The 25,495-nt window shown below is 70.4% G+C and carries 23 protein-coding genes and 2 pseudogenes; 14 read left to right on the forward strand and 11 right to left on the reverse strand.

Annotated elements, in window-relative coordinates:
- The first annotated feature begins 193 nt into the window (after nt 1-193).
- Nucleotides 194-1,093 carry a helix-turn-helix transcriptional regulator gene (locus ACZ7M2_RS26900; protein WP_471597428.1) on the forward strand — a complete coding sequence of 300 codons (900 nt, stop codon included), beginning with the start codon at nt 194-196 and terminating at the stop codon, nt 1,091-1,093.
- A gap of 90 nt (nt 1,094-1,183) precedes the next feature.
- Here the strand turns inward: ACZ7M2_RS26900 and ACZ7M2_RS26905 are convergent, their stop codons facing one another.
- Both ACZ7M2_RS26905 and ACZ7M2_RS26910 read right to left on the reverse strand, forming a co-directional pair.
- Nucleotides 1,184-1,990 carry a low temperature requirement protein A gene (locus ACZ7M2_RS26905; RefSeq protein WP_471597480.1) on the reverse strand — a complete coding sequence of 269 codons (807 nt, stop codon included), beginning with the start codon at nt 1,988-1,990 and terminating at the stop codon, nt 1,184-1,186.
- 128 nt (nt 1,991-2,118) lie between these two features.
- Nucleotides 2,119-2,337, reverse strand: a pseudogene (locus ACZ7M2_RS26910) (low temperature requirement protein A); the annotation flags it as partial.
- A gap of 221 nt (nt 2,338-2,558) precedes the next feature.
- On the opposite strand from ACZ7M2_RS26910, the gene ACZ7M2_RS26915 reads away from it, so the two are divergent.
- From ACZ7M2_RS26915 to ACZ7M2_RS26950, 8 genes are all read left to right on the forward strand, one after another.
- On the forward strand, nt 2,559-2,996 hold the full coding sequence (locus ACZ7M2_RS26915) for an FMN-binding protein (protein ID WP_471597429.1): 438 nt from the start codon (nt 2,559-2,561) through the stop codon (nt 2,994-2,996).
- Nucleotides 2,997-3,056: 60 nt separating this feature from the next.
- Entirely contained in the window at nt 3,057-3,701 is a 645-nt protein-coding gene (locus tag ACZ7M2_RS26920) for a (2Fe-2S)-binding protein (RefSeq protein WP_471597430.1), read from the forward strand.
- 6 nt (nt 3,702-3,707) lie between these two features.
- A complete protein-coding gene (locus ACZ7M2_RS26925; protein WP_471597431.1) occupies nt 3,708-4,691 on the forward strand; it encodes an FAD binding domain-containing protein in 984 nt (327 codons plus the stop codon).
- A complete protein-coding gene (locus ACZ7M2_RS26930; protein WP_471597432.1) occupies nt 4,688-6,889 on the forward strand; it encodes a xanthine dehydrogenase family protein molybdopterin-binding subunit in 2,202 nt (733 codons plus the stop codon). The genes ACZ7M2_RS26925 and ACZ7M2_RS26930 overlap by 4 nt, the downstream gene beginning before the upstream one ends.
- A gap of 128 nt (nt 6,890-7,017) precedes the next feature.
- Nucleotides 7,018-8,649 carry a tannase/feruloyl esterase family alpha/beta hydrolase gene (locus tag ACZ7M2_RS26935; RefSeq protein WP_471597433.1) on the forward strand — a complete coding sequence of 544 codons (1,632 nt, stop codon included), beginning with the start codon at nt 7,018-7,020 and terminating at the stop codon, nt 8,647-8,649.
- 271 nt (nt 8,650-8,920) lie between these two features.
- Entirely contained in the window at nt 8,921-10,066 is a 1,146-nt protein-coding gene (locus ACZ7M2_RS26940) for an XdhC family protein (RefSeq protein WP_471597434.1), read from the forward strand.
- A 129-nt stretch (nt 10,067-10,195) separates the two neighbouring features.
- Nucleotides 10,196-10,705 (forward strand): hypothetical protein, encoded by a 510-nt coding sequence (locus ACZ7M2_RS26945; RefSeq protein WP_471597435.1) that lies wholly within the window; start codon nt 10,196-10,198, stop codon nt 10,703-10,705.
- Nucleotides 10,647-11,480, forward strand: coding sequence for a hypothetical protein (locus ACZ7M2_RS26950; protein ID WP_471597436.1), 834 nt, complete (start codon nt 10,647-10,649; stop codon nt 11,478-11,480). Before ACZ7M2_RS26945 ends, ACZ7M2_RS26950 begins: the two co-directional genes overlap by 59 nt.
- A gap of 75 nt (nt 11,481-11,555) precedes the next feature.
- On the opposite strand, the gene ACZ7M2_RS26955 is transcribed toward ACZ7M2_RS26950, so the two are convergent.
- From ACZ7M2_RS26955 to ACZ7M2_RS26970, 4 genes are all read right to left on the reverse strand, one after another.
- Nucleotides 11,556-12,479: an alpha/beta hydrolase gene (locus ACZ7M2_RS26955; protein WP_471597437.1), complete on the reverse strand. Its 924-nt coding sequence runs from the start codon at nt 12,477-12,479 to the stop codon at nt 11,556-11,558.
- A gap of 259 nt (nt 12,480-12,738) precedes the next feature.
- On the reverse strand, nt 12,739-13,695 hold the full coding sequence (locus ACZ7M2_RS26960) for a helix-turn-helix transcriptional regulator (RefSeq protein WP_471597438.1): 957 nt from the start codon (nt 13,693-13,695) through the stop codon (nt 12,739-12,741).
- A gap of 476 nt (nt 13,696-14,171) precedes the next feature.
- Entirely contained in the window at nt 14,172-14,846 is a 675-nt protein-coding gene (locus ACZ7M2_RS26965; protein ID WP_471597439.1) for an HNH endonuclease family protein, read from the reverse strand.
- A gap of 461 nt (nt 14,847-15,307) precedes the next feature.
- Nucleotides 15,308-16,249 carry a hydrolase gene (locus ACZ7M2_RS26970; RefSeq protein WP_471597440.1) on the reverse strand — a complete coding sequence of 314 codons (942 nt, stop codon included), beginning with the start codon at nt 16,247-16,249 and terminating at the stop codon, nt 15,308-15,310.
- An 892-nt stretch (nt 16,250-17,141) separates the two neighbouring features.
- On the opposite strand from ACZ7M2_RS26970, the gene ACZ7M2_RS26975 reads away from it, so the two are divergent.
- On the forward strand, nt 17,142-18,074 hold the full coding sequence (locus ACZ7M2_RS26975; RefSeq protein ID WP_471597441.1) for an FAD:protein FMN transferase: 933 nt from the start codon (nt 17,142-17,144) through the stop codon (nt 18,072-18,074).
- Between the two features lie 52 nt (nt 18,075-18,126).
- Complete coding sequence (locus tag ACZ7M2_RS26980; RefSeq protein ID WP_471597442.1) at nt 18,127-18,417, forward strand: hypothetical protein; 291 nt, start codon at nt 18,127-18,129, stop codon at nt 18,415-18,417.
- Nucleotides 18,418-18,431: 14 nt separating this feature from the next.
- On the opposite strand, the gene ACZ7M2_RS26985 is transcribed toward ACZ7M2_RS26980, so the two are convergent.
- From ACZ7M2_RS26985 to ACZ7M2_RS26995, 3 genes and pseudogenes are all read right to left on the reverse strand, one after another.
- Nucleotides 18,432-20,261 (reverse strand): AMP-binding protein, encoded by a 1,830-nt coding sequence (locus tag ACZ7M2_RS26985; RefSeq protein WP_471597443.1) that lies wholly within the window; start codon nt 20,259-20,261, stop codon nt 18,432-18,434.
- 158 nt (nt 20,262-20,419) lie between these two features.
- Nucleotides 20,420-21,688 carry an RsbRD N-terminal domain-containing protein gene (locus ACZ7M2_RS26990; protein WP_471597444.1) on the reverse strand — a complete coding sequence of 423 codons (1,269 nt, stop codon included), beginning with the start codon at nt 21,686-21,688 and terminating at the stop codon, nt 20,420-20,422.
- 201 nt (nt 21,689-21,889) lie between these two features.
- Nucleotides 21,890-22,030, reverse strand: a pseudogene (locus ACZ7M2_RS26995) (transposase); the annotation flags it as partial.
- Nucleotides 22,031-22,370: 340 nt separating this feature from the next.
- Between ACZ7M2_RS26995 and ACZ7M2_RS27000 the strand changes: the two are divergent.
- The 3 genes from ACZ7M2_RS27000 (at nt 22,371) to ku (ending at nt 24,868) form a co-directional block, all read left to right on the forward strand.
- Nucleotides 22,371-22,973 carry a DciA family protein gene (locus ACZ7M2_RS27000; RefSeq protein ID WP_471597445.1) on the forward strand — a complete coding sequence of 201 codons (603 nt, stop codon included), beginning with the start codon at nt 22,371-22,373 and terminating at the stop codon, nt 22,971-22,973.
- A 118-nt stretch (nt 22,974-23,091) separates the two neighbouring features.
- The gene (locus tag ACZ7M2_RS27005) at nt 23,092-24,027 is read left to right on the forward strand and encodes a replicative DNA helicase (protein WP_471597446.1); all 936 of its coding nucleotides are present in this window, start codon (nt 23,092-23,094) and stop codon (nt 24,025-24,027) included.
- Nucleotides 24,005-24,868, forward strand: coding sequence for a non-homologous end joining protein Ku (ku, locus tag ACZ7M2_RS27010; protein WP_471597481.1), 864 nt, complete (start codon nt 24,005-24,007; stop codon nt 24,866-24,868). The genes ACZ7M2_RS27005 and ku overlap by 23 nt, the downstream gene beginning before the upstream one ends.
- A gap of 9 nt (nt 24,869-24,877) precedes the next feature.
- Here ku and ACZ7M2_RS27015 read toward each other — a convergent pair whose 3' ends face one another.
- Both ACZ7M2_RS27015 and ACZ7M2_RS27020 read right to left on the reverse strand, forming a co-directional pair.
- Nucleotides 24,878-25,096: a hypothetical protein gene (locus tag ACZ7M2_RS27015; protein ID WP_471597447.1), complete on the reverse strand. Its 219-nt coding sequence runs from the start codon at nt 25,094-25,096 to the stop codon at nt 24,878-24,880.
- 46 nt (nt 25,097-25,142) lie between these two features.
- Complete coding sequence (locus tag ACZ7M2_RS27020) at nt 25,143-25,475, reverse strand: DUF6233 domain-containing protein (RefSeq protein ID WP_471597448.1); 333 nt, start codon at nt 25,473-25,475, stop codon at nt 25,143-25,145.
- Nucleotides 25,476-25,495: the final 20 nt, after the last annotated feature.

The following is a 25,495-nucleotide window of genomic DNA, read 5'->3' on the forward strand; positions in this document are numbered from 1 at the left end:
ACATGGGCTCGGTCCACCCGGCGTAGAACGCCATGCGGGTGGTCGCCTCGATGGGCTCCGCCTCGGTGACGCCGTTCTGCCCGGCCAGGCCGAGAACGATGGAACAGCAGCTCACGCGCGCGTGGAAGGACTCGTTGATACGTGTACTGGCAGTACACCCCACGGTTGAAGGGGCCGTCGTAGCCTCGACAACATGGACAACCGGAGCGAGGTGCGTGAGTTCCTGACCAGTCGCCGTGCCAAGATCACGCCGCAACAGGCGGGACTGGCCGCCTTCGGCGGCAACCGGCGCGTCAAGGGACTGCGCCGGGAGGAGGTCGCCCTGCTCGCCGACGTCAGCGCCGAGTACTACGCCCGTCTGGAGCGCGGCAACCTCTCCGGCGTCTCCGAGACCGTCATCGACTCACTGGCCCGCGCGCTCCAGCTCGACGAGGCCGAGCGCGCCCACCTGGACGACCTCGCGCGCACCGCGAACAGCACCCGTCGGCCGCCGCGCCGACGGGCCCCGCAGCCGATCCGCCCCAGCCTGCAGCACCTGATCGACGCGATGACGGAAGCTCCGGTGTTCATCCGCAACGGCCGCCTGGACATCCTCGCCACCAACCGGCTCGGCCGCGCTCTGTACGACCCGGTGTTCGCCTCTCCCGCCCGGCCCGTGAACCTGGCCAGGTACGAGTTCCTCGACCCCGGTGCGGCCGACTTCCTGCCCCGCTTGGAGACGCAGGCTGCCCGGGCCGTGGCCCTGCTGCGCACCGAGGCGGGACGCGACCCCTACAACCGTGACCTGACCGACCTCATCGGCGAACTCTCCACCCGCAGTGAGAAGTTCCGCACTCTGTGGGCCGCCCACGACGTACGGCTGCACCAGACCGGCATCAAGTACTTCCACCACCCCGCCGTCGGCGAACTCGCCCTCCCCTTCGAGGCCATGCCCATCCCCGCCGACCCCGGCCTCACCCTCACCGCCCTCAGCGCCGAACCCGGCACCCCCGCACACGACAGCCTGAAACTCCTCGCCAGCTGGGCCGTCACCCTCGACCAGGCCGACCAGACCGGCACCACGGTGACCACCGACGACGGACACCGTGCGTAGCGGAGCCCTTCCATCGGGGGACTGCGTCCGGCGCGCCACCGTCACTTCCGGGTCGGACACGGTCCGCTTACCTGGTGAGCGAACGCCCGCTCACGCCACGCGCTCCCAGTGGTGGCCCTCCCACAGGATCAGCGCGAGGAGGACCACAAGCGCGCAAGCGAGTGCCGCGGCCCCGCTGGCATACAGCACGGCCGGAGCGGCCAGGGCGGCGACGGCGAGCGCGGCCCACAGCCGGGCCTGTGGCCAGCTGCCGGCGAGGGTGCGGTGGAAGCAGGCCAGACCGGCCAGATAGAGGGCGATCCCGATGGGCAGGTGCCTTGCCTGGACACCGTCGGACGCGTCGTGGAACTCGTCGATGGCCTTCTCCATCCCGACCGCCGCGACCGCGATACCGAAGACGATGACGAAGTAGGAGTAGCCGAAGGAGTGGACGGCGACGCGGGGTCGCCGGTCCGGCGGAACCCGCTCCAGGCGGGCCTCGCTCTCGCGCTCCTCACGTCCGAAGTAGAGCCACCACATCGCCTCGCTCAGCGCCAGCACGAGGAGCGCGCCCACGAGCATCGTGGTCACCTCGTCCTCGCGCGAGGCCACGGCGCCGACCTCGGCTATCGACTCGCCGAGCACGATGATCACCGCGAGCCCGTGCCGCTCGACGAAGTGCCCGACGCCCACCGTGAACTCACCGACGCCGGTGATGATCGGCGTCGACACCACGATGACCCAGGCCAGCGGCCACAGCCAGGGCCGCACGCCCGGCGGCACGAGGCCGGCGGCCAGGACGACGAGGACCATGACCACGTTGAGCGGCCCGACGCGCAGGATGCCGCGATGGCCCGACGTCCCGATGAATCCGACCAGGTGGATGAGGACCACGAGGAGGTAGCTCGCGCCGAACAGTCAGGCCCACGGGCCGCGTTCGGCGACCTTCGGGACGGTGATCGACATGACGAAGAACCCCGCGGTGCGGCCAGGAGGAGCAGCCGGGGCCCGGTGCGGTCCAGGTCCAGCGTGTTGGTCAGCCAGGCGTAGCCGCCGTACATCCACCAGATGATCGACAGCAGCATGGCCACCCGGCCGACGCCGACCAGCGTCGGCAGCTCGTCGAGGACGGACGCGACCTGCGTGATGGTGAACACGAAGACCAGGTCGAAGAAGAGCTCCAGCGGCCGGACGGATTCCACCGTGCCCTGGTCCGCGGCACCCGGCTCGGTTGTCTCATCGGTCACGGCGGCGACCGTGCCCATGCCTGCGCCGGCACACCGGGCGGCCGGGCCGCCGCGCGTGTCCCGCGTCCCGAACTGCTGGTGACAAGCAACTCCCGGTCCTCCCTCACGCCAACTGGCCCAGTCTCCCGAACCCGTGACCTCGCCAGTGGTCCCGTGGGGTGCCCTGTCACACCACGGAACACCACTGCCTGGCACAGCACGGCGTTCCACACAGGGCTCACAGACAACAGGGTGAAGGCATGTCGGCCCTGAACAAGAAGATCGCGACCGCGGCCATGCTGGGGATCTCCGTGTCCGCAGCCGTCGTCGGCTGCACGAACACGAACACGAACACGGACCCGGACCCGGACCCGGACAGCAGCAGTACGGCTACGAGCAGGCGTCCGGCGTACGAGAACGGCGACTACCGCGCGACCGGGCAGTACGGGAGCGGCCCGTCGAGCATCACGGTGTCCCTCACCCTCGACGACGGAGCGATCACGGCGGTCGAGGTCACCCCGCACGCGACGGATTCGACCTCGCGCGACTACCAGGAACGTTTCGCCGACGTGGTCCCGCGACTCGTCGTCGGCAAGAAGATCGACGACGTGCATCTGGACCACGTCGCCGGTTCGAGCCTGACTCCCGACGGGTTCAACGCCGCGCTCCAGCAGATCAAGGGCGAAGCCGCCGGCTGACACACCCCGCACCGCGAGTAGCACCCCATCCTTCCCCCCCAGCAGCAAGAGAGAGTGGGCATGTCTACCGAACTTCCGGAGTCACTGGTTCCGCCCCCCTCGGAGACGTTGTCGGCGCCCTCACGCCGTGCGTTCATCGCGGCGTCCACCGCCGTCGGCGGCGCCGTGGTGGCAGGCGGTGTGCTCGCGGGCCCGGCCCCGCTGGGTGCCACGGAGGCGGCTGCCGCCGACGGACCGCCCAGCAGCCGGGTCACGGTGACCGTCAACGGCACGCGGCACACCGTCACGATCGACAACCGCACCTCGCTCCTCGACCTGCTGCGTGAACACCTCGGGCTCACCGGCTCGAAGAAGGGCTGCAACGCCGGGGCGTGCGGAGCATGCACGGTCCTGGTGGACGGCCGCCGGGTCAACTCCTGCCTGACGCTCGCGGTCCGCCTCGACGGCGCACAGGTCACCACGATCGAGGGCCTGGACCGGGGTGGCCGGCTGCACCCGTTGCAGGAGGCGTTCGTCGAGCAGGACGCCTTCCAGTGCGGCTTCTGCACCCCGGGCCAGATCATGTCCGGCGTCGCCTGCATCCAGGAGGGTCACACCGGCTCCGCCGAGGAGATCCGGGAGTGGATGAGCGGCAACATCTGCCGCTGCGGCTGCTACGTCAAGATCGTGCGGGCGGTCGAGCAGGCCGCCGCGGGCGGGATGTGAGGGCCGGTGCATCCTTTCTCGTACACGAAGGCCGCCGACACCCGCGAAGCCCTCGACGCGGGCCGCAGCGGCGGACGGTACCTCGCCGGCGGCACGACTCTTGTCGATCTGATGCGGGAGACGGTCGAACGCCCCGGCTCGCTGGTCGACATCAGCGCCCTGCCGCTGCGCCAGGTCACGGTCACCGAGCGCGGAGGGCTGCGGATCGGCGCGCTGGTGCGGATGGGCGAGGCCGCCGCGCACCCGAAGGTGCGCACCACCTACCCGGTGATCTCACAGGCACTGGAACTGAGCGCCTCGGCCCAGCTGCGGAACATGGCCACCATCGGCGGCAACATCATGCAGCGCACCCGCTGCACCTACTTCCGGGACGTGACCGCCGCCTGCAACAAGCGTGAGCCGGGCTCCGGTTGTGCCGCGCTGGAGGGCTTCAACCGCGGCCACGCGATCCTGGGTACCTCCGACGCCTGTGTGGCCACCCACCCCTCGGACGTGGCCGTCGCCTTCGCGGCCCTGGAGGCGACCGTGCGCCTGCTGGGCCCGGACGGGCGGGAGCGCGGCGTCGCCTTCGCCGACTTCCTGCTGCAGCCGGGCAGCACACCGAACCGTGAACAGGTCCTGCAGCAGGGAGAGTTGATCACCGCCGTCGAGATCCCGGCCCACGCCCGTCCGCTCCAGTCGGGCTACCTCAAGGTCCGTGACCGGCAGTCCTACGAGTTCGCCCTCACCTCCGCCGCCGTCGCGCTGCACATCCGCGGCGGAGTGATCCGCGAGGCGAAGGTCGCCGCCGGAGGAGTGGGCACCGTGCCCTGGAAACTGCCGCGGGTCGAGGCGCACCTCATCGGCGAACGCCCCTCGGACGCCCTGTGGGCAGCGGCGGCCGAGCAGGCGGCCGAGGGTGCTCGGCCCCTCCAATACAACGGCTTCAAGGTCGAGTTGCTCAAACGGACCGTCGAACGCCAGCTGCGCATCGTAGGAGGCAGCGCATGAGCCCCCAGCCGCAAGCCGCCGTCGGCGCCCCGCTGTCGCGGGTCGACGGACGCCTGAAGGTCACCGGCCGGGCCGACTACGCCGTGGACCACGACATCACAGGCGTAATCCACGCAGTCATCGTCGACAGCAGCATCGCCGTCGGGCGGATCACCGGCATCGACACGACCGCCGCCGAGGCCCAGCCCGGCGTCTTGACGGTGATCACCCACCTCAACGCACCGACCCTGCCGTACCGGGACAACGCCGGGTCGAACAACCCGCCGGGCAGAAGGCTGCGGGTCTTCCAGGACGACCAGGTCCTCTTCCACGGCCAGCCCGTCGCCGTCACCGTGGCCACCACGCTGGAGGCCGCGCAGCACGCGGCGAGCCTGGTCGAGGTCACCTATGACGCCCAGGAGCCGTCCACCGACCTGAGCGACCACAGCGTCCCGACGAACACCCCCACGACCTACACGCGCGGCGACGCGCAGACGGCCCTGGCCTCCGCAGCCGTACGCCTGGAGATGACCTACCGGCTCGCCCGCAACCACCACAACCCGATGGAGCCGCACGCCACCACTGCCCAATGGGACGGCGACCGGCTGACCGTCTGGGACAAGACCCAGTGGGTCATCGGCGGCACCCAGACCGAACTCGCCGCCGTCTTCGGGATTCCACTGGCATCCGTGCGGGTCATCTCCCCGTTCGTCGGCGGCGGGTTCGGCAGCGGTCTGCGGACCTGGCCGCACGTCACCGTCGCCGCCCTGGCCGCCCGCGAGACCGGGCGGCCGGTCAAGCTCGCCCTGACCCGCAGACAGCAGTACTTCGGGGCCGGATACCGGCCCGCCTACGAATACGGCATCCAGCTGGGCAGCGACCTCGCCGGACGCGTGAGCGCCACGGTCCGCGACCTGCGCTCCGAGACCTCGGCCTACGAGACCTTCGCGGAGCGGGGCGTCCTGCCGCTGGGCCAGGTCCTCTACGGCACGCCCAACGTCAGCCAGACGTACCGGACCGTGCCGCTGGACGTGAACACTCCGGTGGCCATGCGCGGCCCCGGCTTCGCCACCGCCGCCTTCGCCGTCGAGTCGGCCATGGACGAACTCGCCCACGAACTCGGCATCGACCCGATCGAACTGCGCCTGCGCAACGAACCGGCGACGGACCCGTCCAACGGACAGGCGTTCTCCACCCGGCGGCTGCGCGAGTGCTACGCCACCGGCGCCCGCGAGTTCGGCTGGAGCGGCCGTGACCCGGCCCCCCGCTCCACCCGCGACGGCGACTGGCTGATCGGCACCGGCATGGCCGCCGGCGTCTACCACACCCTGCGCGCGGCGGCCCAGGCATCGGTCCGCCTGAACGCCGACGGCACCGCCCTGGTCCAGTCCGCGACCAGCGACATGGGCCCCGGCACCTACACCTCCATGACCCAGGTCGCCGCCGACGCCCTCGGCCTGCCCGTGCGCCGGGTCACCTTCCGGCTCGGCGACTCCGTCATGCCCACCGCCCCGCTGCACGGCGGCTCCCTGACCATGGCCAGCGTCGGCTCCGCCGTCCAGGACGGCTGCGACCGGCTGCGCCAGCAGGCGATCCAACTCGCCGTCGGGGATGCGCAGTCGCCGCTCTACGGCGCCGACGCCGACACCGTCGTCGTACAGGGCGGCCGTCTGTACGTGAGCGGCGATCCGTCGCGCGGGGACACCTACGAACGGCTGCTGGCCCGCAACGACCGCGACAGCATGGAAGTCCTCGGGTCCTACACCCCGGCACAGTCGCGGCTCACCATCGACGCCTACGCCGCCGTGTTCGCCGAGGTCGCCGTCGACGCCCGGCTCGGCCTCGTCCGGGTACGGCGGATGCTCGGCGTCTACGACGTGGGACGGGTGATCAGCCCCAAGCTGGCCGACAGCCAGGCCCTGGGCGGCATGGTCGGCGGCATCGGCCAGGCCCTGCTGGAGCACACCGTCACCGACCACCGCGACGGCCGCATCGTGAACGCGAACCTGGCGGACTACCTGGTCCCGGTCAACGCCGACGTGCCCGACCTCAGGGCGATCTACCTCGAAGGGGAGGACCGCGAGGCCGACCCGATCGGCGTCAAGGGCCTCGGCGAGGTCGTGCTGGTCGGGGTGGCACCGGCCCTCGCCAACGCGGTCTTCCACGCCACCGGCCGCCGTGTCCGCGACCTGCCCATCACCGCAGACGCGCTGCTCTGAGCCCCGTAGGGGGCCCGGCGACCCGGCCTGCGCGACGCACCCGTCACACCGACGGCCATCCGCTCGACCCCGCCTCCTGGAATCCCGGCAGGCGGCCCCCTCATCAACACATCACCCGCGAGGAAAACATGATCAAAATAGGACCCTGGAGGAGACGCCACGGTCTGCCGGCCGCCCTGGCGCTCGTCGCATCCCTGAGCGGTGCGGCAGGAGCCACCCAGCCCTCGGCCGAGCCCGCCGCGGGCCCGGTCGCCTGTTCCACCGACGCCCTGCGAGCCTCCCTCCACATCGACCAGGTGACCGTCACCAGCGCACAGGCCAACGCGACCGGGAAGTTCGCGCCCGCGGCCGGCGTCGAGTCCCAGTTCGGCGGCCCGTTCACCGGCCTGCCCTCCTACTGCGACGTCACGCTCACCCAGACCGACTCGGCGAACGACCACATCACCCTCAAGATGTGGCTGCCCGACCGGTGGAACGGACGATTCCAGGGCGTCGGGGGCGGCGGATTCGCCTGCGGCATCAACTACGGCCTCATGGCCACCGCCCTGACCAATGGCTACGCCTCCGCATCCACCAACTGCGGCCACGACAACTCGTGGCTCGACGGCAGCTTCGCACTGAACGTCGACCGGACCCTCAACCACCCGCTGTTGGACAACTTCGCCTCCGTCGGCATCCACGACATGACGGTCACCGGCAAGACCGTCACCCGCGCGTACTACGCCGAGAAGCCCGCCTACTCCTACTTCAACGGCTGTTCCAACGGCGGCCGTATGGGGCTCGTGGAGGCCCAGCGGTACCCGGACGACTACGACGGGATCGCCTCCGGCGCGCCGGCCACCAACCTGACCCGGTTCATTCCCGCGCTGATCTGGCCCCAACTGGTCATGAAGGAGAGCCACGACCTCCTGCCGACCTGCAAACAACAGGCGTTCAAGGATGCCGTGGTCAAGGCGTGCGACAGCCTCGACGGTGTCACCGACGGCGTGATCGGCGACCCCGACGCGTGCCACTGGAACCCGAAGCGGCTCATCGGGGTCCAGACGGCGTGCGGCACGATCACACGCACGGACACCGACGTCATGAGCAAGATCCTTGAGGGACCGCGGTCGCACGGCCGATTCCTCTGGTACGGGCTGGAGAAGGGCGCCGCCCTCTCCTACCTGGGCGTAGTCACCACCACCGGCGATGCCGCCACCGGTCGGCCGATGCCACTCGCCACCACCTATCTGGGATCGTGGCTCCAGCGCAACCCGGACTGGGACTGGCACACGCTCACCTACGACCGGTTCAACCAGCTCTTCGCCCAGAGCGTCAAGGAGTTCGGCTCCACGCTCGCCAGCGACGATCCGGACCTGTCCGCGTTCAGGAAGAGCGGCGGCAAGATCGTGCTCTGGCACGGGCTCGCCGACCCGCTGATCTTCCCCCAGGGCACGGTCGACTACTACCAGCGTGTCCAGCAGACCACCGGCGGAGCCGCGGCGACGAACTCCTTCGCGCGCCTCTTCCTCGCCCCTGGCGCCGAGCACTGCGTCAGCGGAGCCGGGCCCGCGCCCAGCGATCCACTGGCGGCCGTCGTGAACTGGGTCGAGCACGGCAAGGCGCCGAAGACCCTCCCCGCTGAGCTCACCGACCCCAGCACCAACAAGGTGACCGCGACGCGGCTGCTGTGCGCGTACCCGCTCGTCGCCCGGTACACCGGGCGGGGCGACACGGCAGACGCCGGTAACTACCGCTGCGCGGACACGTATACGCACTGAATTCCCGTCCGGCGCATACCTCGCGCACGTGCCCTGGTCGCGGGCCTGATCGCCAGGCCCGCGACCAGGGGCGAGGAATGACCTTCTCGGGAGAAGGCGAGCCGGACCGTGGGCTTCGCCCCCCGGTCCATGCCGTCTGCCACGCCGCTCGCCCCTGTGCCCGCCACCTGCCCGTCACCACCGACACCCTGCTCTGCTGCCACCGCCCCCCACCCTCGGACCGTCCGGCGGCGCCCCATGCCCAGTTCCTCACCCCCACGGAGACCCGGCCATGCTGAACATCGCGGACACGCTGTACGACTGGTGCCGTGCAGGACGCTCCTTCGCTCTGGCCACGGTGGTCCAGGTCAGCGGCAGCGCGCCGCTGCCGCCCGGCACCGCGCTGGCCGTGGACGCAGCGGGCACGGTCGTCGGCAGCATCTCCGGAGGGTGCGTGGAGGGAGCCGTCCACGACCTGTGCACGCAGGTGCTCGCCGAGGATGGCGCCCCCGAACGGGCCCGGTTCGGCTACTCCGACGACGACGCCTTCGCCGTCGGGCTGACCTGCGGCGGCGAGATCGACGTCCTCGTGCAACGCGTCGATCCCCTCGCCCAGCCGCATCTCACTTCAGCCCTCGAAGCGGTGGCGCAGCGACGGCCGGTCGCCGTGGCCCACGTCGTGGATGGTCCCGGCGAACTCCTCGGCCGCACCCTGCTTGTTGAGCATGGGGCGTTCGACGGCTCCCTGGGCGGCAGCCCGGACGAGGACCGGACCGTGGCCGCACAGGCCCGCGCACTGCTCCGAGCGGGCCGCACGGCCCGTGTCGAGATCGGAGGCGACGGCGCCGGCTGCCCGCAGAGCTCAGCTGTCCTCGTCCACACCCGTGCGCCCCGTCCCCGCATGCTGATCTTCGGCGCCGTCGACTTCGCCGCCGCGCTCAGCCGGGCCGGAAGCTTCCTCGGCTACCACGTCACCGTCTGCGATGCCCGCCCCGTCTTCGCCACCGACGCCCGCTTCCCGTACGCCGACGAGGTGGTCGTCGACTGGCCCCACCGGTATCTGTCCAGCACCGAGGTCGACGTCCGCACCGCCGTCTGCGTCCTCACCCACGATGCCAAGTTCGACGTTCCCCTGTTACGACTCGCCCTCGGCCTCCCGGTGGGCTACATCGGCGCCATGGGCTCACGCCGTACCCACGACCACCGCCTCGGCGCACTGCGCGACGCCGGCGTACCGGAGGCCCGGCTCGCCCGTCTGCGCTCCCCGATCGGCCTCGACCTCGGCGCGCACACCCCCGAGGAGACGGCCATCTCCATCACCGCGGAGATCATCGCCCACACGAACCACGGCACCGGCCTGCCCCTGACCCACGGCACCGGTCCCATCCATCACCCGGTGCCACGCGGCCGCATCCCGGCAGGCCGCGGGTCCGCGTGACCGCCGGACCCCCTCCCGGCCCGCAGACCACCTGCCCGCAAGGAACCACCCTCAGAAACAAACGGAGCACCATCCAAGCGCACGGCACACCTGTCCAGGCGGGGGCTCGTCCTCGCCGTTACAGCACTCGTGCTGGCCGCGACTCTCCCCACCGCGGCCGAGGCCACCACGTCGGCTGCCCCCAGCGGCCACTACACCGGCACCCTCGACGACGGGGCGACCTGGATCGCCGACGTCCCCGAGCAGTGGAACGGCACCGTCCTGCTCTACAGCCACGGGTTCGGACACCTCGAACCCCGCGACGCGCCCAACGGCTCCAACCAGGCCCTCCTCGACGAGGGCTACGCGCTCGTCGGCTCCTCGTACAACCCGAACGGTTCGCTGTGGGCGCTCAACGACGCCGAGCGCGACCAGTTCGCCACCCTGGCGGCCTTCCAGAGCAACGTCGGCCACGCCGGCCGTGTCATCTCCGTCGGCCAGTCCATGGGGCGGTCTGATCAACTCCCAGATCGCCCGGGACGGCGCCGGACGCATCGACGGCGCACTCAACGTCTGCGGCCTCGTCGGCGGCGGTATCGACGTGGCCAACTATCAGCTCGACGGCCAGTACACCATCGCCACCCTGCTGGAACCCGGTAACGAACACGACATGGTCGGCTTCACCGGCTCCACGCAGCCCGCCCAGGTCGCCGCCGAGCTTGGCGACGTCGTCACCGTCGCCCAGGAGACCCCCGAGGGCCGCGCACGGCTCACTCTCGCCGCCGCCTACCTCAACCTTCCCGGATGGACGGACGCCGGCGCGCCGCTCGGCTACTTCCCCTCGCTGCTCCCGTTCTTCACCACCGCCCGCTACGCGATCGAACAGTCGGCCGGCGGCAACATCTCCTGGAATGCTGGCGTCGACTACGCCGCGCTGCTGAAGGAGTCCACCCACGCCGACGAGGTCCGCAGGACCTACCGGGCTACAGGCCTCGATCTCCACCAGGACCTGGCCACGCTCACCCGCAACGCACACGTCAAAGCTGACCCGCAGGCCCTCGCGCACGTGCGGCGGACCTCGACCACTGGCCAGGGTCTGGTCGTCCCCTTGCTCGACATCCACAACAACGTCGACGAGATCGTGCCCGCCGAGCACGAGAACGTCTTCCGCGCCCGCATCAAGGCAGCCGGTGACAGCGCGCTGCTCCGGCAGGCGTTCGTCGACCGGGCCGGGCACTGCAACTTCACCCCCGCCGAGATCGTGGCGGGCGTCAACACGGTCAACGAGCTTGTGACGACAGGCCGTTGGGGAGCGACGGCGACCACCGCCGCGCTCCAGGCGAGCGCTGAGGCCCTGCACCTCGACGGCGGCGCCGCCTTCATCGACGACAAGCCCGGCCGACTGGTCGGCGTGCGCGAGGTCATCGCCCGCTAGCACCGGACCGACTGCCCGGACAACGACAGAAGGAGTGGGGCGAATGCCCCACTCCTTCTCGCATACGTCAGACGGTCACAGGTGCTTCGCGAAGAACGCGGTGAGCTTCTCGGCGACCTGCGGGACGTACTCGGGGTTCCAGTACAGGTCGATGTGGCTGGCGCCGTCAAGGACGAAGAGTTCCTTCGGCTCCTGCGCCCTCCCGATCGCGTCCTCGCTCATGTAGAGGGTGTCGGCCTCGGAGCCGGCGATCAGCAGCAGCGGGCGCGGGGAGATCAGCTCGATGCCCTCGAACGGGAAGAACGCCATCTGCTGGCTCAGGCTGGAGAGGGCGAACGTCCCCATGAACCGGGGGTTGGGGTCGATCTCGGAGTAGTACTTGTACCCCTCCTGGTACATCATCGGGATCGTCGACAGGTCGTTCATGTCGAACCTGGGGTTGTCGGCGATCAGGGAGAACATCTCGACCTCCCCGCCGGCCTCCTCGCGCGTGCGGGCCTGGCCCGACCGCTTGAGCAGGTCGGTGCGGTACTCCGCCGACTGCTTGCCGAGCGGGCCGACGCCGTCCCGGCGCGCGGAGCCGATGTTGAAGGTGCTCACGCCGGCGACGGCCTTGATGCGCAGCTCGGTCTGCGACACGTTGACCGTGTAGCCGCCGCCCGCGCAGATGCCCAGCGCGCCGATGCGCTCCGGGTCCACTTCGGAGCGGTTGCTGAGGAAGTCCACCGCGCGGCGGATGTCCTCGGTACGCGCCGAGGGGAACTCCGAGAAGTGCGGCTCGCCACCGCTCTCGCCCTGGTAAGAGGCGTCGAAGACCAGGGTGACGAAGCCCTGTTCGGCCAGCAGCTTCGCGTAGGTCGTGGAGACCTGCTCCTTGACGGCGCCGAACGGGTGGGTCACCACGATCGCGGGGTACTTCGTGCCCTGCTCGAAGCCGGCGGGCCTGAACAGGTTGCCGACTACCGTGTTGCCCTTGTTCTGGAAAGTCACTCGTTCCATGTGCAGGTCCTCTTCGTTCCAGGTTCTCTGTGGTGCGTGGCTTGGCCGGCGTAGTGCGGGGTTCCCGGACGTGCGCGCGCCCACGGTCCGGTCCCCGTCACTCGTCCGTCTGTGCCGGGGACACCGACGGACGGATAGCTACCGGCGTCGCCGGTAGGCCATCAGCCTCGTCGTCCCGGTCTCCGAGTGGCAGGCCCTGCCGTGGCGTGGAGTCCGGAGCCGTGGTGTGACAGGGCACCCCAAGTGTCTGCGGTGCAGGTCAGAGGGCTGATCCGGCTTCGTCCGAGGAGGATGCCGACGGCCCGCCGCCAGGGGCCGTGCCCTTCGGGACGCGCTCTTGCCCGAGCAGATCCAGGAGGACGACCGCGTCGTGGTCGGGAGTTCCCGGCTCGGCGAAGAACATGAGGACGCGGTGGCCGGGCGTGCCCTCCAGCTGCATGGACTGGTGACCGAGGGTGAGGTCGCCGACCTCCGGGTGATGGACGGTCTTGAGCCCGCGGGAGTGCCCCTTCACGTCGTAGCGCTCCCACAGGCGGGCGAACTCCGGGCTCTTCAGGAGGAGTTCACCGACGATCCGGGCCAGGTCGGGCGCGTCGGGGTCGGTACCGGCCAGCGCGCGCAGCTGGGCTATGCAGCCGCGGACCTGGTTGTCCCAGTCGTCGTAGAGGTCGCGAGCGGCAGGCTGGAGGAAGAGGTAGCGGGTGTAGTTGCGCTGCTTCGCCGGCCAGTCCTCCATCCCGACGAGCAGCTGCGGTGCGGCCGGGTTCCAGGCCAGCACGTCATTGGTGCGGCCGACCACCGCCGCGGGGTTGGGCCGCATGCTCTCCAGCAGCATGAGCGCCCCGGACGGCACCGGCACCGTCCGGCTGACGGGGACCGACGGGCCCTCCGAGGCGGCTCCGGACGCGGTTCGGGCGGCGTGTACGACCAGGCTGTGCAGGTGCTCGCGCTCGTCCTCCTCCAGCAGGAGAACGCGGGCCAGGGCATCGACGATGGCAGGACTGGGGCGCATCTCCTTGCCGCGCTCCAGACGGGCGTAGTAGTCGATGCTCATCCCGGCCAGCGTGGCCAGCTCCTCCCGACGCAGGCCAGGCGTGCGGCGCAGGCCGGCACCGGGTGGCAGGCCCGCCTGCGCGGGGGTCACCTGGGCGCGGCGTGCCCGCAGGAAGCGCCCCAGCTCGGTACCCCCGCCGCCGCTCTGCTGCTCGTTCGTCATACCGTTCAGTCTCACCCCGCCCTGACCTGCATGGCGGGTCCGTGGGGCGCCGTGTCACAGCACGGAACACCGCTGCCCGGTACAGCGCGGCCTGCCACGCTGTGAGTATTACGGCCGGACACGGTGATTCCTGTTGCTGTCCGTCAAGCCGCGTGAGTGGTGAAGCGCGCGGACATGTGGTGCCTCCGTGCGGTGTGGCGCTGGTCGTCGACACGGTGGGGGTGCTGTTGCGTCCGGAGCGAGGGCACTGACGGTGATGACAGTGGCCCCGCGGACGGCGAGGTGGTGTCGGTCGAGGGGCCTCCGGGGCGGCGAACCCGACGCCCCGGAGCGTATAAGGGTGCGCCTCCCCTCCGGCACGGTCGCAGTCGCGGTTCGTAAGACTACGGACGGACGGAGGGAAGGCAGGGTTGTTCCTCGGCGGTATCAAGGGCCTTCGCTGCGCCCCTCACCGCGAGGGGGGGGGAGCGGGGCGGTCAGCAGTTGGCCAGGTAACTGGTGAGCGCGGACCTCTCGGCGGTGTCGACCGACAGGTTGTAGTAGTACTTCACCTGCACCCAGGCGCGGACGTACGTGCAGCGATACGAGGTGAGGGACGGCATCCAGGTCGCCGGGTCCTGGTCGCCCTTGGCCTGGTTCACGTTGTCCGTGACGGCGAGGAGCTGCGGGCGGGTCACGTCGTTGGCGAAGGCCTGACGCTGCGCGGTGGTCCAGTTGCGGGCACCGGAGTCCCAGGCCTCCGCGAGCGGCACCAGGTGGTCGATGTCGACGTCGAAGGCGGCGGTCCAGGTGGCGCCGTCGTAGGGGGAGTACCAGGAGCCGCTGGTGGCGGTGCAGGCGGAGTTGGTGACGACGTTCGTACCGTCCCGCATGAGGATGTACTCACGGGTGTTGCAGGTGCCGCTGATGGTGATCCAGGTCGGGAACAGGTCCCGGTCGTAGCCGGTCCTGACCTCGGTCGCGGTGGTGAGGGAGGCGAGGTAGGTGCGGGCGGTGGCGGCGCTGACCGGTGTGGGGAGCGCGGCCTGGGCTTGGGTGGCCGGGCCGAAGAGGCCGATCAGGGCGATGAGTGCGGAGAGCGCGGCTATGAAGCCGAGCCGTTGACGCGCGTAGATACTGCGCGACAGGAAGGCGCTGCCCAATCGGGACATGGGAACTCCCTTGCGGTGAGGGAACGTTGGCGGGAAAGCCAAGGCGAATCCTGTCGCCGCCGCGTTTCCGGCGGACTGGTGGTGCGTAACGGAGATATGACATGTACACAAAGATATGACATGTGCACAACATTTCATGCTCCGTGTGCGACCGCCCCCAGCCGTCCTCGTGCGCATTCCCTCCGGCCTGGCGGTTTCCGCCGCCACTGCCCTGCCGCCGGTCGACCGTCCCCCTTGGCGTCGTCCTTGCCGGGCTGCGCGCCACCGCCCGACTCGCGACCGCCCCCTTCGTTGCCCCAAGGCCGTCGGGTCGGCCGGCACGCCGAAGGCTGCGGCGGCGACCAAGCCGACAGAATCAGGTTCATCCACGCTTGGCGCCGACTGGACAGTCCTGAGCCCGCGCCCCTGGTGTGCGCATGCACGGTGGGACGCGGGCTCGGCCGTTCACCTGCCCGACCTGCTTACGAAGAGAGCCACTCGGTGGCGTTGAGGGCGAGCGCGGCGTTGGTGGCGCCGGTGTCGTTCCAGCCGTCGTACAGGGTGTTGCCGGACTGGCCGGTGCCGTCGTCGATCGGCGAGCTGTCGCCCCAGAAAGCGACCTTGCCGCTGCCGAAGGTGCTGGTCGCGAAGAAGGCGCCGGTGTTGCCGGAGTAACCGGAGCGGTAGAGCAGGCCCCTGACGGCGGAGTTGTCGGCGGGCCGGAGCGTGGCGGTCGTGCCGTTGGCGATGAGGCTCCTGGTGACGGTGCCGAAGGGGCCGTGCAGGACCGGGTTGGTGCTGTCGCTGATCGCCGCGGGATAGCCGGAGCTGATGTTCAGCGAGTCGATGGAGAAACCGAACGGGTCGGTGGAGTCGACGCTGTTGTTCGTCATCAGGTCGTTGAGGATCTCGACCGCGTCGTAGCCGTCGTTGTTGCGGTCGGCCCCGGTGTGGTCGGAGATCATGAACAGGCCGCCGCCGTTCCGCACGAACGTCATGATCGCCGTCTTCTCGGCGGCAGTGAAGAGGGTGTTGGGTTCGGGCAGCACCAGCGTGTCGAAGTTGGACAGGTCGGTCGCGGCCGAACCGCCGTACGTCAGCCTGGAGCCCGAAGGCAGCGTGTTCAGCGTGGGGTAGTCGCCGGTCTGCTGCAAGGCCACACCCCAGGAGGAGAGGGCGCCGGTCCAGTCCCTCTCGGTGGACGGGGAGGAGTCCTGGTTCAGCGGGTTCGGCTGGCTGGTGGAGATGATCCAGTCGGCGTTGCCGGCCGTCTCGGCGTGAGCGTTGTCGAACAGGACGCGGTACGGGGGCACCGCATGGGCCGGGGACGCGTTGGACGTCTGGATCGCGGCAGCCCCGAGCAGCAGGCCGAGCGCGGTGAGCGCGGTGGTGAATCTGTGGCGGGACTTCGTGAGGATGAGCATCCGGCATTCCTCCATGGAGTGGGGGGTGGGGAAGGGCGGTGCGGGACGCCAGTCATCGCGCGTAGAACGGCCGTTGAGGAACCGCCGCTCAACTACAGAGGTGGACGGTACAGGTCGGGTGCGGCTGGGTGGGGTGCCCTGTCACTCCGCGGCATATCGTTCCGTGGCACAGCACGGCCTGTCGCTGGACGGGTCCGACAGGCAAGGTGATCGGTCGGCCCGCCGACCTCTTCGTGGCTGCCTACGGCACTCGGGAGGGCTCTGCACGTCCTCAAGCACCATGCACGCTCCGTGCGTTGCTGACGGTGATGCCGTCATGTGATCAACGGCCACGCTGAAGGAGCCGTTTCGTGCTCCGGCTGCTTGACGGTTCGTCAGGGTGATGCCGACTCGAAGTCGTTGCCGCTGCGGGTGGGAGGGCGGTTCAGCCGTGTCGAGCCGGGGCGGCGGATGCGGGACTGCGCGCGCGGCCTGCTCGGCCCGACGGGCCGGAAGAACAGCCGGCGGGCAGCCGAGCACGCAGGCCACGACACCTCATACGGACCGCAGCAGCTGCTGTCGTGGTACCACCGGAACCCGGACGAGATCCGCGACGGTCAACAGGACCATGCAGCCGACCGGCCCGGGCAGCCTGACAGGGCGTTCACCTCGTTCGAGGCGCGTCCTTTGCGTTGCGGCAGGTGCTCACCGCTGACGGCAGTTGCCGCTGGTGTCAGGACCGGTCTTCCTTCGAGGCCTCAGGGGTGCCGTGTCACAGCACGGAACACCGCTGCCCGGTACAGCACGGCCTGCCACGCGGTGAGCGTGGCGACCAGGCTGGCAGGTGCGACGAAAGAGGGCGTGGATTCCCCTCCCATCGCACGCCCGGCACCCACGACGGAGGTGAAAACCCGTGATCCACACCGGCCGCGGTACAAGCCCGACCCCGCTCGGGCACGACAGCCGACCGACGTTCGCCTTCGACGCCATCGGAACGCACTGGCGCATCGAGACAGACACCCCCCTCGACACCGATCTGCGGCGCAGCCTGCGCCGTCGTATCGAGGACTTCGACGCCGTGTACTCCCGGTTCCGGCCCGACTCGCTCGTCTCACTCATCGCCGCCGCCCCCACCGGTGGCCGGTTCACCTTCCCCGAGGACAGCCGCTCCCTGTTCGACCTCTACGACCGTCTCGCCGACCTCACCGACGGCGCCGTCGACCCCCTCGTCGGCCGCGACCTCGAACTCCTCGGTTACGACAGCACCTACACCCTCACCCCCGCGCCGGCCCCCGTCCGTGCCCGGCACGCCCGCACCCGCCCGTCATGGCATGCCGACGTCGTCCGAGACGGCACCACGCTCACGACCGACCGCCCCCTGGTGATCGACGTCGGTGCCGCGGGCAAGGGCCACCTCGTCGATATCGTGGCCGGGCTGCTGCGGGACGCCGGCACCGGCCGGTTCGTCATCGATGCCGGCGGCGACCTGCGCCACAGCGGCTCGGACCTGCTCCGTGTGGGGCTGGAACACCCCCTCGCCCCCGACCGTGTGATCGGCGTCGCCCAGCTGCACCGGCAGTCCCTGTGCGCCTCCGCCACCAACCGGCGCGCCTGGGGACCCGGCCTGCACCACGTCCTCGACGGCCGCACCGGCCTGCCGACCGGTGACGTCCTCGCCACCTGGGCCATCGCCGACGACGCGGCCGTGGCCGACGCCCTGGCGACCGCCCTGTTCTTCATCGAGCCCCACCGCCTCGCCGCCGCCCACCGCTTCACCTACGTCCGGGTGAGATCGGACGGCCGCGTCGAGGCTTCCCCCGACTTCGTCGGCGAACTCTTCACCTGACCGGCAGACCATTCCCAGCAACGCACCATCAGTACGTCCGAACAGGAACCCCATGTATCAAAACGGCGAATACAGTGCCACCGGCTGGTACGGCAGCCTCCCCTCCCACATCACCGTCTTCCTCACCCTGACCGAGGGCGTCGTCTCCGACGTCAGCGTCACACCCCACGCCAAGGGCTTCGTCTCACGCTGGTACCAAAAGCGCTTCGCGAAAGCCGTCCCCAGCGTCGTCGCCGGCAAGCACATCGATGACATCCACCTCGACCGCCTCGCCGGATCGAGCGTCACCACCGACGGTTTCAACGACGCCCTGGAGCGCATCAAGGCGGACGCCGCGCGGTGATGCGCTCACGGGTGTCACTCTCCGTCGGCCTGCCCGCGAGCGGGCTCCGTCATCTCCGCCGCGTACAACTCGTCGATGAAGGCCGAGTACTTGGCGCTCACGTTCCGGCGGCGGATCTTGACGGTGGGGGTCAGTTCGTCACCGCCGGCCTCCCAGAAGTACGGCAGCACGACGTGCCGTTTGATCTGCTCCACTCGTGAGAGGCGCTTGTTGCCGACGTCGACGGCGTCGGCGACGCGGGCCAGGATCCGCGGATCGGCGGCCAGAACGTCCGGGGCGGCATCGGCGAGTCCGAGCCCGGGAGCGATGCTGCGGGCCGTGTCGGGGTCGAGGGTGATCAGGGCGGTGGTGTACGGGCGGCCGTCGGCCAGGGCCACCATCGGGCCGATCAGCGGATCGGCGGAGCGGACGGCGAGTTCGATGGCGACCGGGGACATGTTCTTGCCGGCCGCGTTGATCAGCAGTTCCTTCTTCCGGTCGACGATCCGTACGTAGCTGTCGTCGTCGATCTCGGCGATGTCACCGGTGCTCAGCCAGCCGTCCGGCGAGAGCGCCTCGCGGGTCTGATCGGGCAGTCCCCGGTAGCCGCGCATCACCATCGGTCCGCGCACCTGCAGTTCCCCGTCAGGAGCGAGCCGCGCCTCCAGGCCCGGCACCGCCCGGCCCACCGCCCCCAGGCGCTGCTCGCCCGGCGGAGTGAGGAAGCCCATGCCGGCCACCTCGGACATCCCCCAGCCCTCGCAGATCTCCACGCCGAGGGCCAGGAAGAACTCCAGGACCTGCGGGGCGACCGGCGCCGCGCCGCACCCCGCCCAGCGGACCCGGTCCAGTCCGAGCAGCCTCCGGATCGGGGCGAGCACGGCCGCGTCGGCCTCGGCATACGCCGCAAGATCGGAGGCAGCGACTCTCTCGCCGCGCTGGCGCATGGCGACGATCCGATGCCCCAGCCGGAGGGCCTGCCCGGTCTGCTCACGGCGCGCCTGGTCGGCCTCGGCCGCGAGCATCGCTTCCACCGCGGCCTTGAGTTTCTCGTAGACCCGGGGGACGGCCCCGAACACCGTCGGCCGCGTCTCCCGCAGCGCGCCGGCCACGGCGCGCATGTCGGCCAGGAACGTGACCTCGACGCCGCGCGAGAGCGGGATGTACAGGCTGAACAGGCGGTCGGCGATGTGGGCGGTGGGCAGGAAGGAGATGATGCTGTCCGTGGCGTCCATGGGCCACATCGTGGGCACCGCGTCCACCTGCGCGAGGAGCTGGCGGTGGGTCAGCTCCACGCCCTTGGAGGGGCCGGTGGTACCTGAGGTGTAGATCAGGGTGGCCAGGTCGTCGGGGTCGACCGCGCGCCAGACCACCTCGAAGTCGAAGCCGGTGTTCGCGTCCCCCGCCGCCAGCAGGGCGGACCAGGAACGGGCGCCGGGCGCACCGGAGTCCAGGACCACGAGGTCGGTGAGGTCAGCACCCGCCGCCGTGAGCGCGGCCATGAAGCCGGGCTCACACACCACGAGCCGGGGCCGTGCGCCGTCCAGGATGTGGGTGATCTGATCGGGCGTCAGCGTCGCGTAGACGGAGAACGCCGCGGCTCCCAGGTGCAGGGCGGCCACGTCGCACAGGGTCGCCTCGGTCCGGTTGGCCGTCATCAGAGCTACGGTGTCGCCCCGCCGTATGCCGTACGCGGCGAGGCCCGCGGCCAGTCGCCGTACGGTGTCGCCGTACTCGTCCCAGGAGAAGGTCGTGCCTCCGCCGCTGGTGCGCAGTGCCGGAGCGGTCTGGTCGACCTGGGTGAGGGTGTGCTGGAACGCGGCGCACAATGTGGCCGGCTGCGACGGCGGACGGTCTGTGGGCATGGCGGCTCCCTGGCGGAGGGGAAAGGGTCCCGCGGTTCCGGCAGACGAAAGGGCTCCCGGACGGGAATGGCTCGGAGAGGGTGGCGCGGCGGTCCCGTGCCGCGCACTCACAGACTGCCGCCGCCCGCCCGCGCCCGGCCATCGGTGGATCCCCGAATCTAGGCCGTGGGATTCCGTGATTTCGTCGAGCCGGTGTTGCCGTCCTCCAGTCGGCGGTGGTCATCCTCAGCAGCTGCGCCGACCAGCTCCACCGCGGTACGGGAGGCCACGAGACCCGCGACGGTCCGCACCTCCACGCCGGTCAGCTCCTGCCACCGTTCCAGCCGGTACGACAGCGTGTTGGGATGGACGCTCAGCGCCCGGGCGGCGGAACTCACCGTGAACCCGTGATCGGCGAAGGCCCGGACCGCCTCGGCCAGGTGGGGATGACTACGAGCCACCGCGACAACCGGTCCGATCAGCGGCTCCAGCCGCTCACCCGACTCGTCGGCCAGCGCCAACGGCCACAACTCCGCGAACGTCCACCGCCCGGGCCGCCCCCGCGCCACGGCGGCCGCCGCCCGAGCGTCCTGCAGGCTCTCCCGTGCCGCGTAGCGACCGGTCCGGGCCAGCCCGGCGGCCGCACAGGCCAACCCCTGCTCACCGAGCACGCCTGCAACTGGATCAAGGTTCCCGCCCTGTACGAGGACCAGTACGGCCCCCGGCTCCTGCCCGACCGCGTACGTCCCGGGCAGGAGATCGAGGCGTGCCTGCACCCGTGCCACCTTGCCTTCCTGCAACTTCGGTGGTTCCCCCGGCCCTTGCACCGTCGGGGCCACCCAGGCCCGGAACTCGCCGCCGGGATCGAACCCGGCCTGCTCCGCCGCGCTCCGCAGCTCCCGTGCGTCCCCGCCTCCCGTTCCCTCACCCGTCCCGCTCGCCAGGTTCAGCAGCCGCAGCCGCCCGCCGGCCAGCAGGGCGTCTCGTCCCACCCGCGCGTCGTGATGGCCGGTGGACAGCGCGGTGGTGATCTCCAGCATCCACGCCATCGAGGTCTCGGCCCCCACCAGCAGCGCCTCGGCTGCCGCGGGTCCCTGCGCCAGAGCGACCAGCTCACGCCACAGTGCGCGGTAGCCGACGTAGAAGCCGGTGATCACGTCTTCGACGGCCGTCCCCTGGCGGGCGCGCCGTGCCCCGTGTTCGCGGGCCGCCGCCAGCTCGGCCGCCACCGCGCCCCGCCCGACGGCGATCGCCTCCAGCTCGGCACCCGCGAACTCCCGCACCGTCACCTGCAGATCGGTGTGCGTCGGCAGCCCCGCCGCATAGTGGGGAGTCTCGGCCACGATGGCGTCCGCGATCTCCGCAGCCAGTGGTACCAGCCGCTCCTGCACCGCGGCACACATCTCCGCCAGGAGGCCGCCCGCCTGCCCGGGCCTGTCGACCTGCATGAACCGACCTCCGGTACCTGAGGCGATCAGCGCCTCCGCCTGTCCGAAACACACACGGTAACCGCCTCCGTCAGACCCGGAGCGGTTCATGAGTATGGGCGTCGCCCCGGCGGGCCTCACTGCGATGGAGCCCCTTGAGCCCGCACGCTTTCGTCTTCCGCTTCAGCTCGACAGGCCCAGTCCGAAGGGCTCCAGGGTGGTGATGACCTGGTGCAGCCGGGACCACGCACCCGCTTCGGTCCTCTCAGCCAACCGGCGCCAGCAAGTCATGCCCGAGCCGAAGCCAAGTTCCTGTGGCAGGTGTTCCCACGCGGCCCCTATGTGCAGGACGAACGGAATGCCGAACCGTTCCGGGGCTGATGGGGAGTCAACTGTCCAGCAGCCCGACTCCACCAGAACCGGGGCGTACCACCTCCACCGATCCCGGATTTGTTCATCCGACAGCCGATGCAGCCACACGCGGACCCCGAACAGGTCGCCCCCGCGGATCGGCCACCGTGCTCCAGCGCCGGGACCCCAGCGCACCGTCGCCGATGATGAACGAACTCTTCGATAATTTCTCAGCCGCCTCGCGCAGTTACCCCACGACCTGCTCGTAGGGATCGATGGGTTCTCAGTCCCCATGCCGGGATCACCGTTGGCACGACCGGCCCCCGCCACGGCTTCCGCTGGACACTCTACTTTGAACGACCAGCAGCGCCCGGACAGCGAGGCACGCGTTGATCTGGCGGTACTGGCCCTGCGCCGGGCTCGTGAGGACGCCCGGCGTGGCCGCTTCACCGAGCGCGCCCCTGCCAGCCGCCGCCGGCGCGTACGGGGACGGACCCCGCCGGTCCTCCTCGCGCAAGCCTTGCTCGACCTGTTCTCCGCGTCCGGGACCTCGCTGCTGCCAGCCTGGCGTTCGGTGTCCGAGGCCTCGCCGTTGCCGGACCGGCATTTGGGGGCCGGCCCCCTGGCCAAGCACGTGATCCCCACCGCCTTCGACTCCGAGACCGGGACGCTCACCCTGGCCAGCGCCACGGAGGCCTGGCTGACCCAGACCCGGCTCCTGGCGGACCGTCTCACGCAGAGGCTCAACGACGTGCTCGGTGCGGGCACTGTGCGCCATATCCGCGTGGTGAAGCGGGCCTCTTCCACGGTCCTGCCGCCACCCCCGACGCCGCACAGCCCACACACACCGCTGGAGCCGACGGCAGTGCGGCCCGATCGCGCCATCGAGGCGGCTCTGAACCGGAAGGCGCGTCAACTCCCCTGTGAACCTGAGCAGTTCAGCCTCCGGGGGTAAGCAGGCCGAAATCGTGATCATGCGGGCCGGGCCGTGGTTAGGCTGATCCGATGCCGCGCGCCGCAGCGAGCGGGACCGAGCGGGACCTGGGAAATGAACATGGGGAGAGGGGACCGGGGTGACCAGCGACGACAACGACGCCGCACTGCACCACCCGCACGATCTCGAAGCGGAGAAGGGGGTGTTGAGGGCGATGCTGCTGTCCCAGGACGCGATCGCTGACCTCGTCGACACCCTCCACGGGCATGACTTCTACCGGCCCGCCCACGATCTGATCTACACGACGATCCTCGACCTGTACGGGCGGGGCGAGACCACCGACCCGCTCGCCGTGGCCGCTCGCCTCACCCAGCAGGGCAGCCTCGACAAGTGCGGCGGATCCGCCTACGTCACCGACCTCGTCAACGGGCCTTCATCTGCGCGGAGTTGGCAGATCAACGCCGACCGGGTGCAGAACGTGGCCATGCTGCGCCGCACCAAGATCGCCGCGATCCACATCGAGAACCTGGCATCCGACGCCGACCCGGACGCCGTAGAGCGCATCGCCGACGAGGCACAGGCGGAGATCTTCGCCGCCACGACCCGGCGCCCCCTGCTCCCGCCGGCCAGCCCGCTCGGCGACGTCATGGAGGACACCCTCGACTGGATCGAGGCGACCGGCGGCCGCAACGCGAGCCTGCCCGGGGTACCCACCGGCTTCACCGACCTGGACTCCCTCACCGGAGGCCTCCACCCCGGCCAGCTGATCGTCATCGCCGCCCGCCCCGCCATGGGCAAGTCCACCCTCGCTCTCGACTTCGTCCGCTCGGCCAGCATCAAAAACGCCCTGCCCAGCGCCGTGTTCTCTCTCGAAGCCGACCGCAACGAGATCGGCATGCGGATCCTGTCCGCCGAAGCCCGCGTCGCGCTGCACCACATGCGCTCCGGCACCATGACCGACGAGGACTGGACCCGCCTCGCCCGGCGGATGCCGGACGTCAGCGCCGCCCCGGTCTACATCCAGGACGGCTCCTACTCCAACGTCCACGACCATCCACGTTGTGAGCGCCACTGAGGATCACAGCGTCCGATTCCACCAGGTTCACCTCGCCGACATGGCCCGCGTCCGCGTCCGGAAGTACTGCTCGCTGGAGGACCGCGAGGTCGCACAGAGCGAAATCGGGAAGGGCTGCGAGCTGTCCAAGGACACGATCGTCCCGGTGCTCGACGAGGAGCTGCAAGAGATGCCGCTGCCGACGGCGAAGGCTATCGAGCTGGTGGCGTTCATGCCGGCGGAGAGCATCGACCCGATCCGGGTGGGGGACGGGTACTACCTGCAGCCGGACGGGCAGGTCGCGGCGGAGCCGTACAAGCTCTTGGCGCAGGCGCTCGAGCGGTCGTCGAAGGTGGCGGTCGCCAGGTTCGCCTGGAGCGGACGCGAACGCCTGGGCCTGCTGCGGGTCCGTGACGGCGTGATCGTGCTGCATGCGATGCGGTGGGACGACGAGATCCGCGACCCGTCCGCGCTGGCGCCCGGCGCGGTGGAGCTCACCGACGAGGAGATCGCCGAAGCGGAGCTCCTGATCGACCGCCTGACCCGCGACGACCTCGAAGGCGAAGAGTTCACCGACCAGTACACCGAGGCCGTGGAACAGCTCATCGAGGCGAAGCGCGAAGGGCACGAACCCCCGGAGGCGCCCGAGCGGGAGGCGCCGACCGGGGAGGTCGTGGACCTGATGGCCGCCCTCCAGGAGTCCGTTACCAAGGCCCGGACCGCACGCGGCAAGGACGCCACCGTCCACGACATGCCCAGGAAGCCTGCGGCCAAGAAGGCGGCGAAGAAGCAGCCCGCCAAGAAGACCGCTGCGAAGAATTCGTCCAAGAAGGCGACGGGCCGGAAACCGCGCAGCGCCTAGGGCGACAGATCACCCTGGCGCCGTCCATTCCTCGGGGCCGCCACCGCGCCAGTCGATGAGTTCGGGGTCGTCGATCGTCGTATCCGCCTCAGGTAGGCCTGCGAGGCGCATGAGCTCGACCAGGTCCAGCTGGTGATACGCCGTGCCGACTGGCTCGCCGCGGATCATCACCTGCCGGCCGCCGTCCGGCTGCGGCGGGTGTATCAGCACCGACATACTCTCGGGCACGGTCCCAGCTTCTCACTCGGACGGTCTGGATACACGTCTGCGCAGGTCATTCCAGGTAGCCGAGTTCCGAATCGGGCCGGCAGTGCGGGCATGCGTCCACTCCGTCGGCGAGCGCCCGGAGGGCGTGGTCCCGCTGAACTCCCCTGCTGCGCTTGCCTGCCATGTGGCAGCCGCCGACGTGGACGTACACGGCTTGCCGCCCGTCAAGGCCCTGCTCGATGAGCCAGTCGGGCTCGGGGGGCCGGACCTGTTCGCCGTGTCGGCGCTCGGCATCCCGCTGCTCGGCTGCTGCGATCTGCTGCCGGACCCGGTCGAGGGTGTGGGTGAGCCAGGTCTCCAGGGTGCGGAGTCTGGGCAGGTCGGGCGGCAGATCGTGCACGCGTCCAGCTTGCACCATAA

This window comes from Streptomyces sp. NPDC111507, from assembly GCF_055638955.1.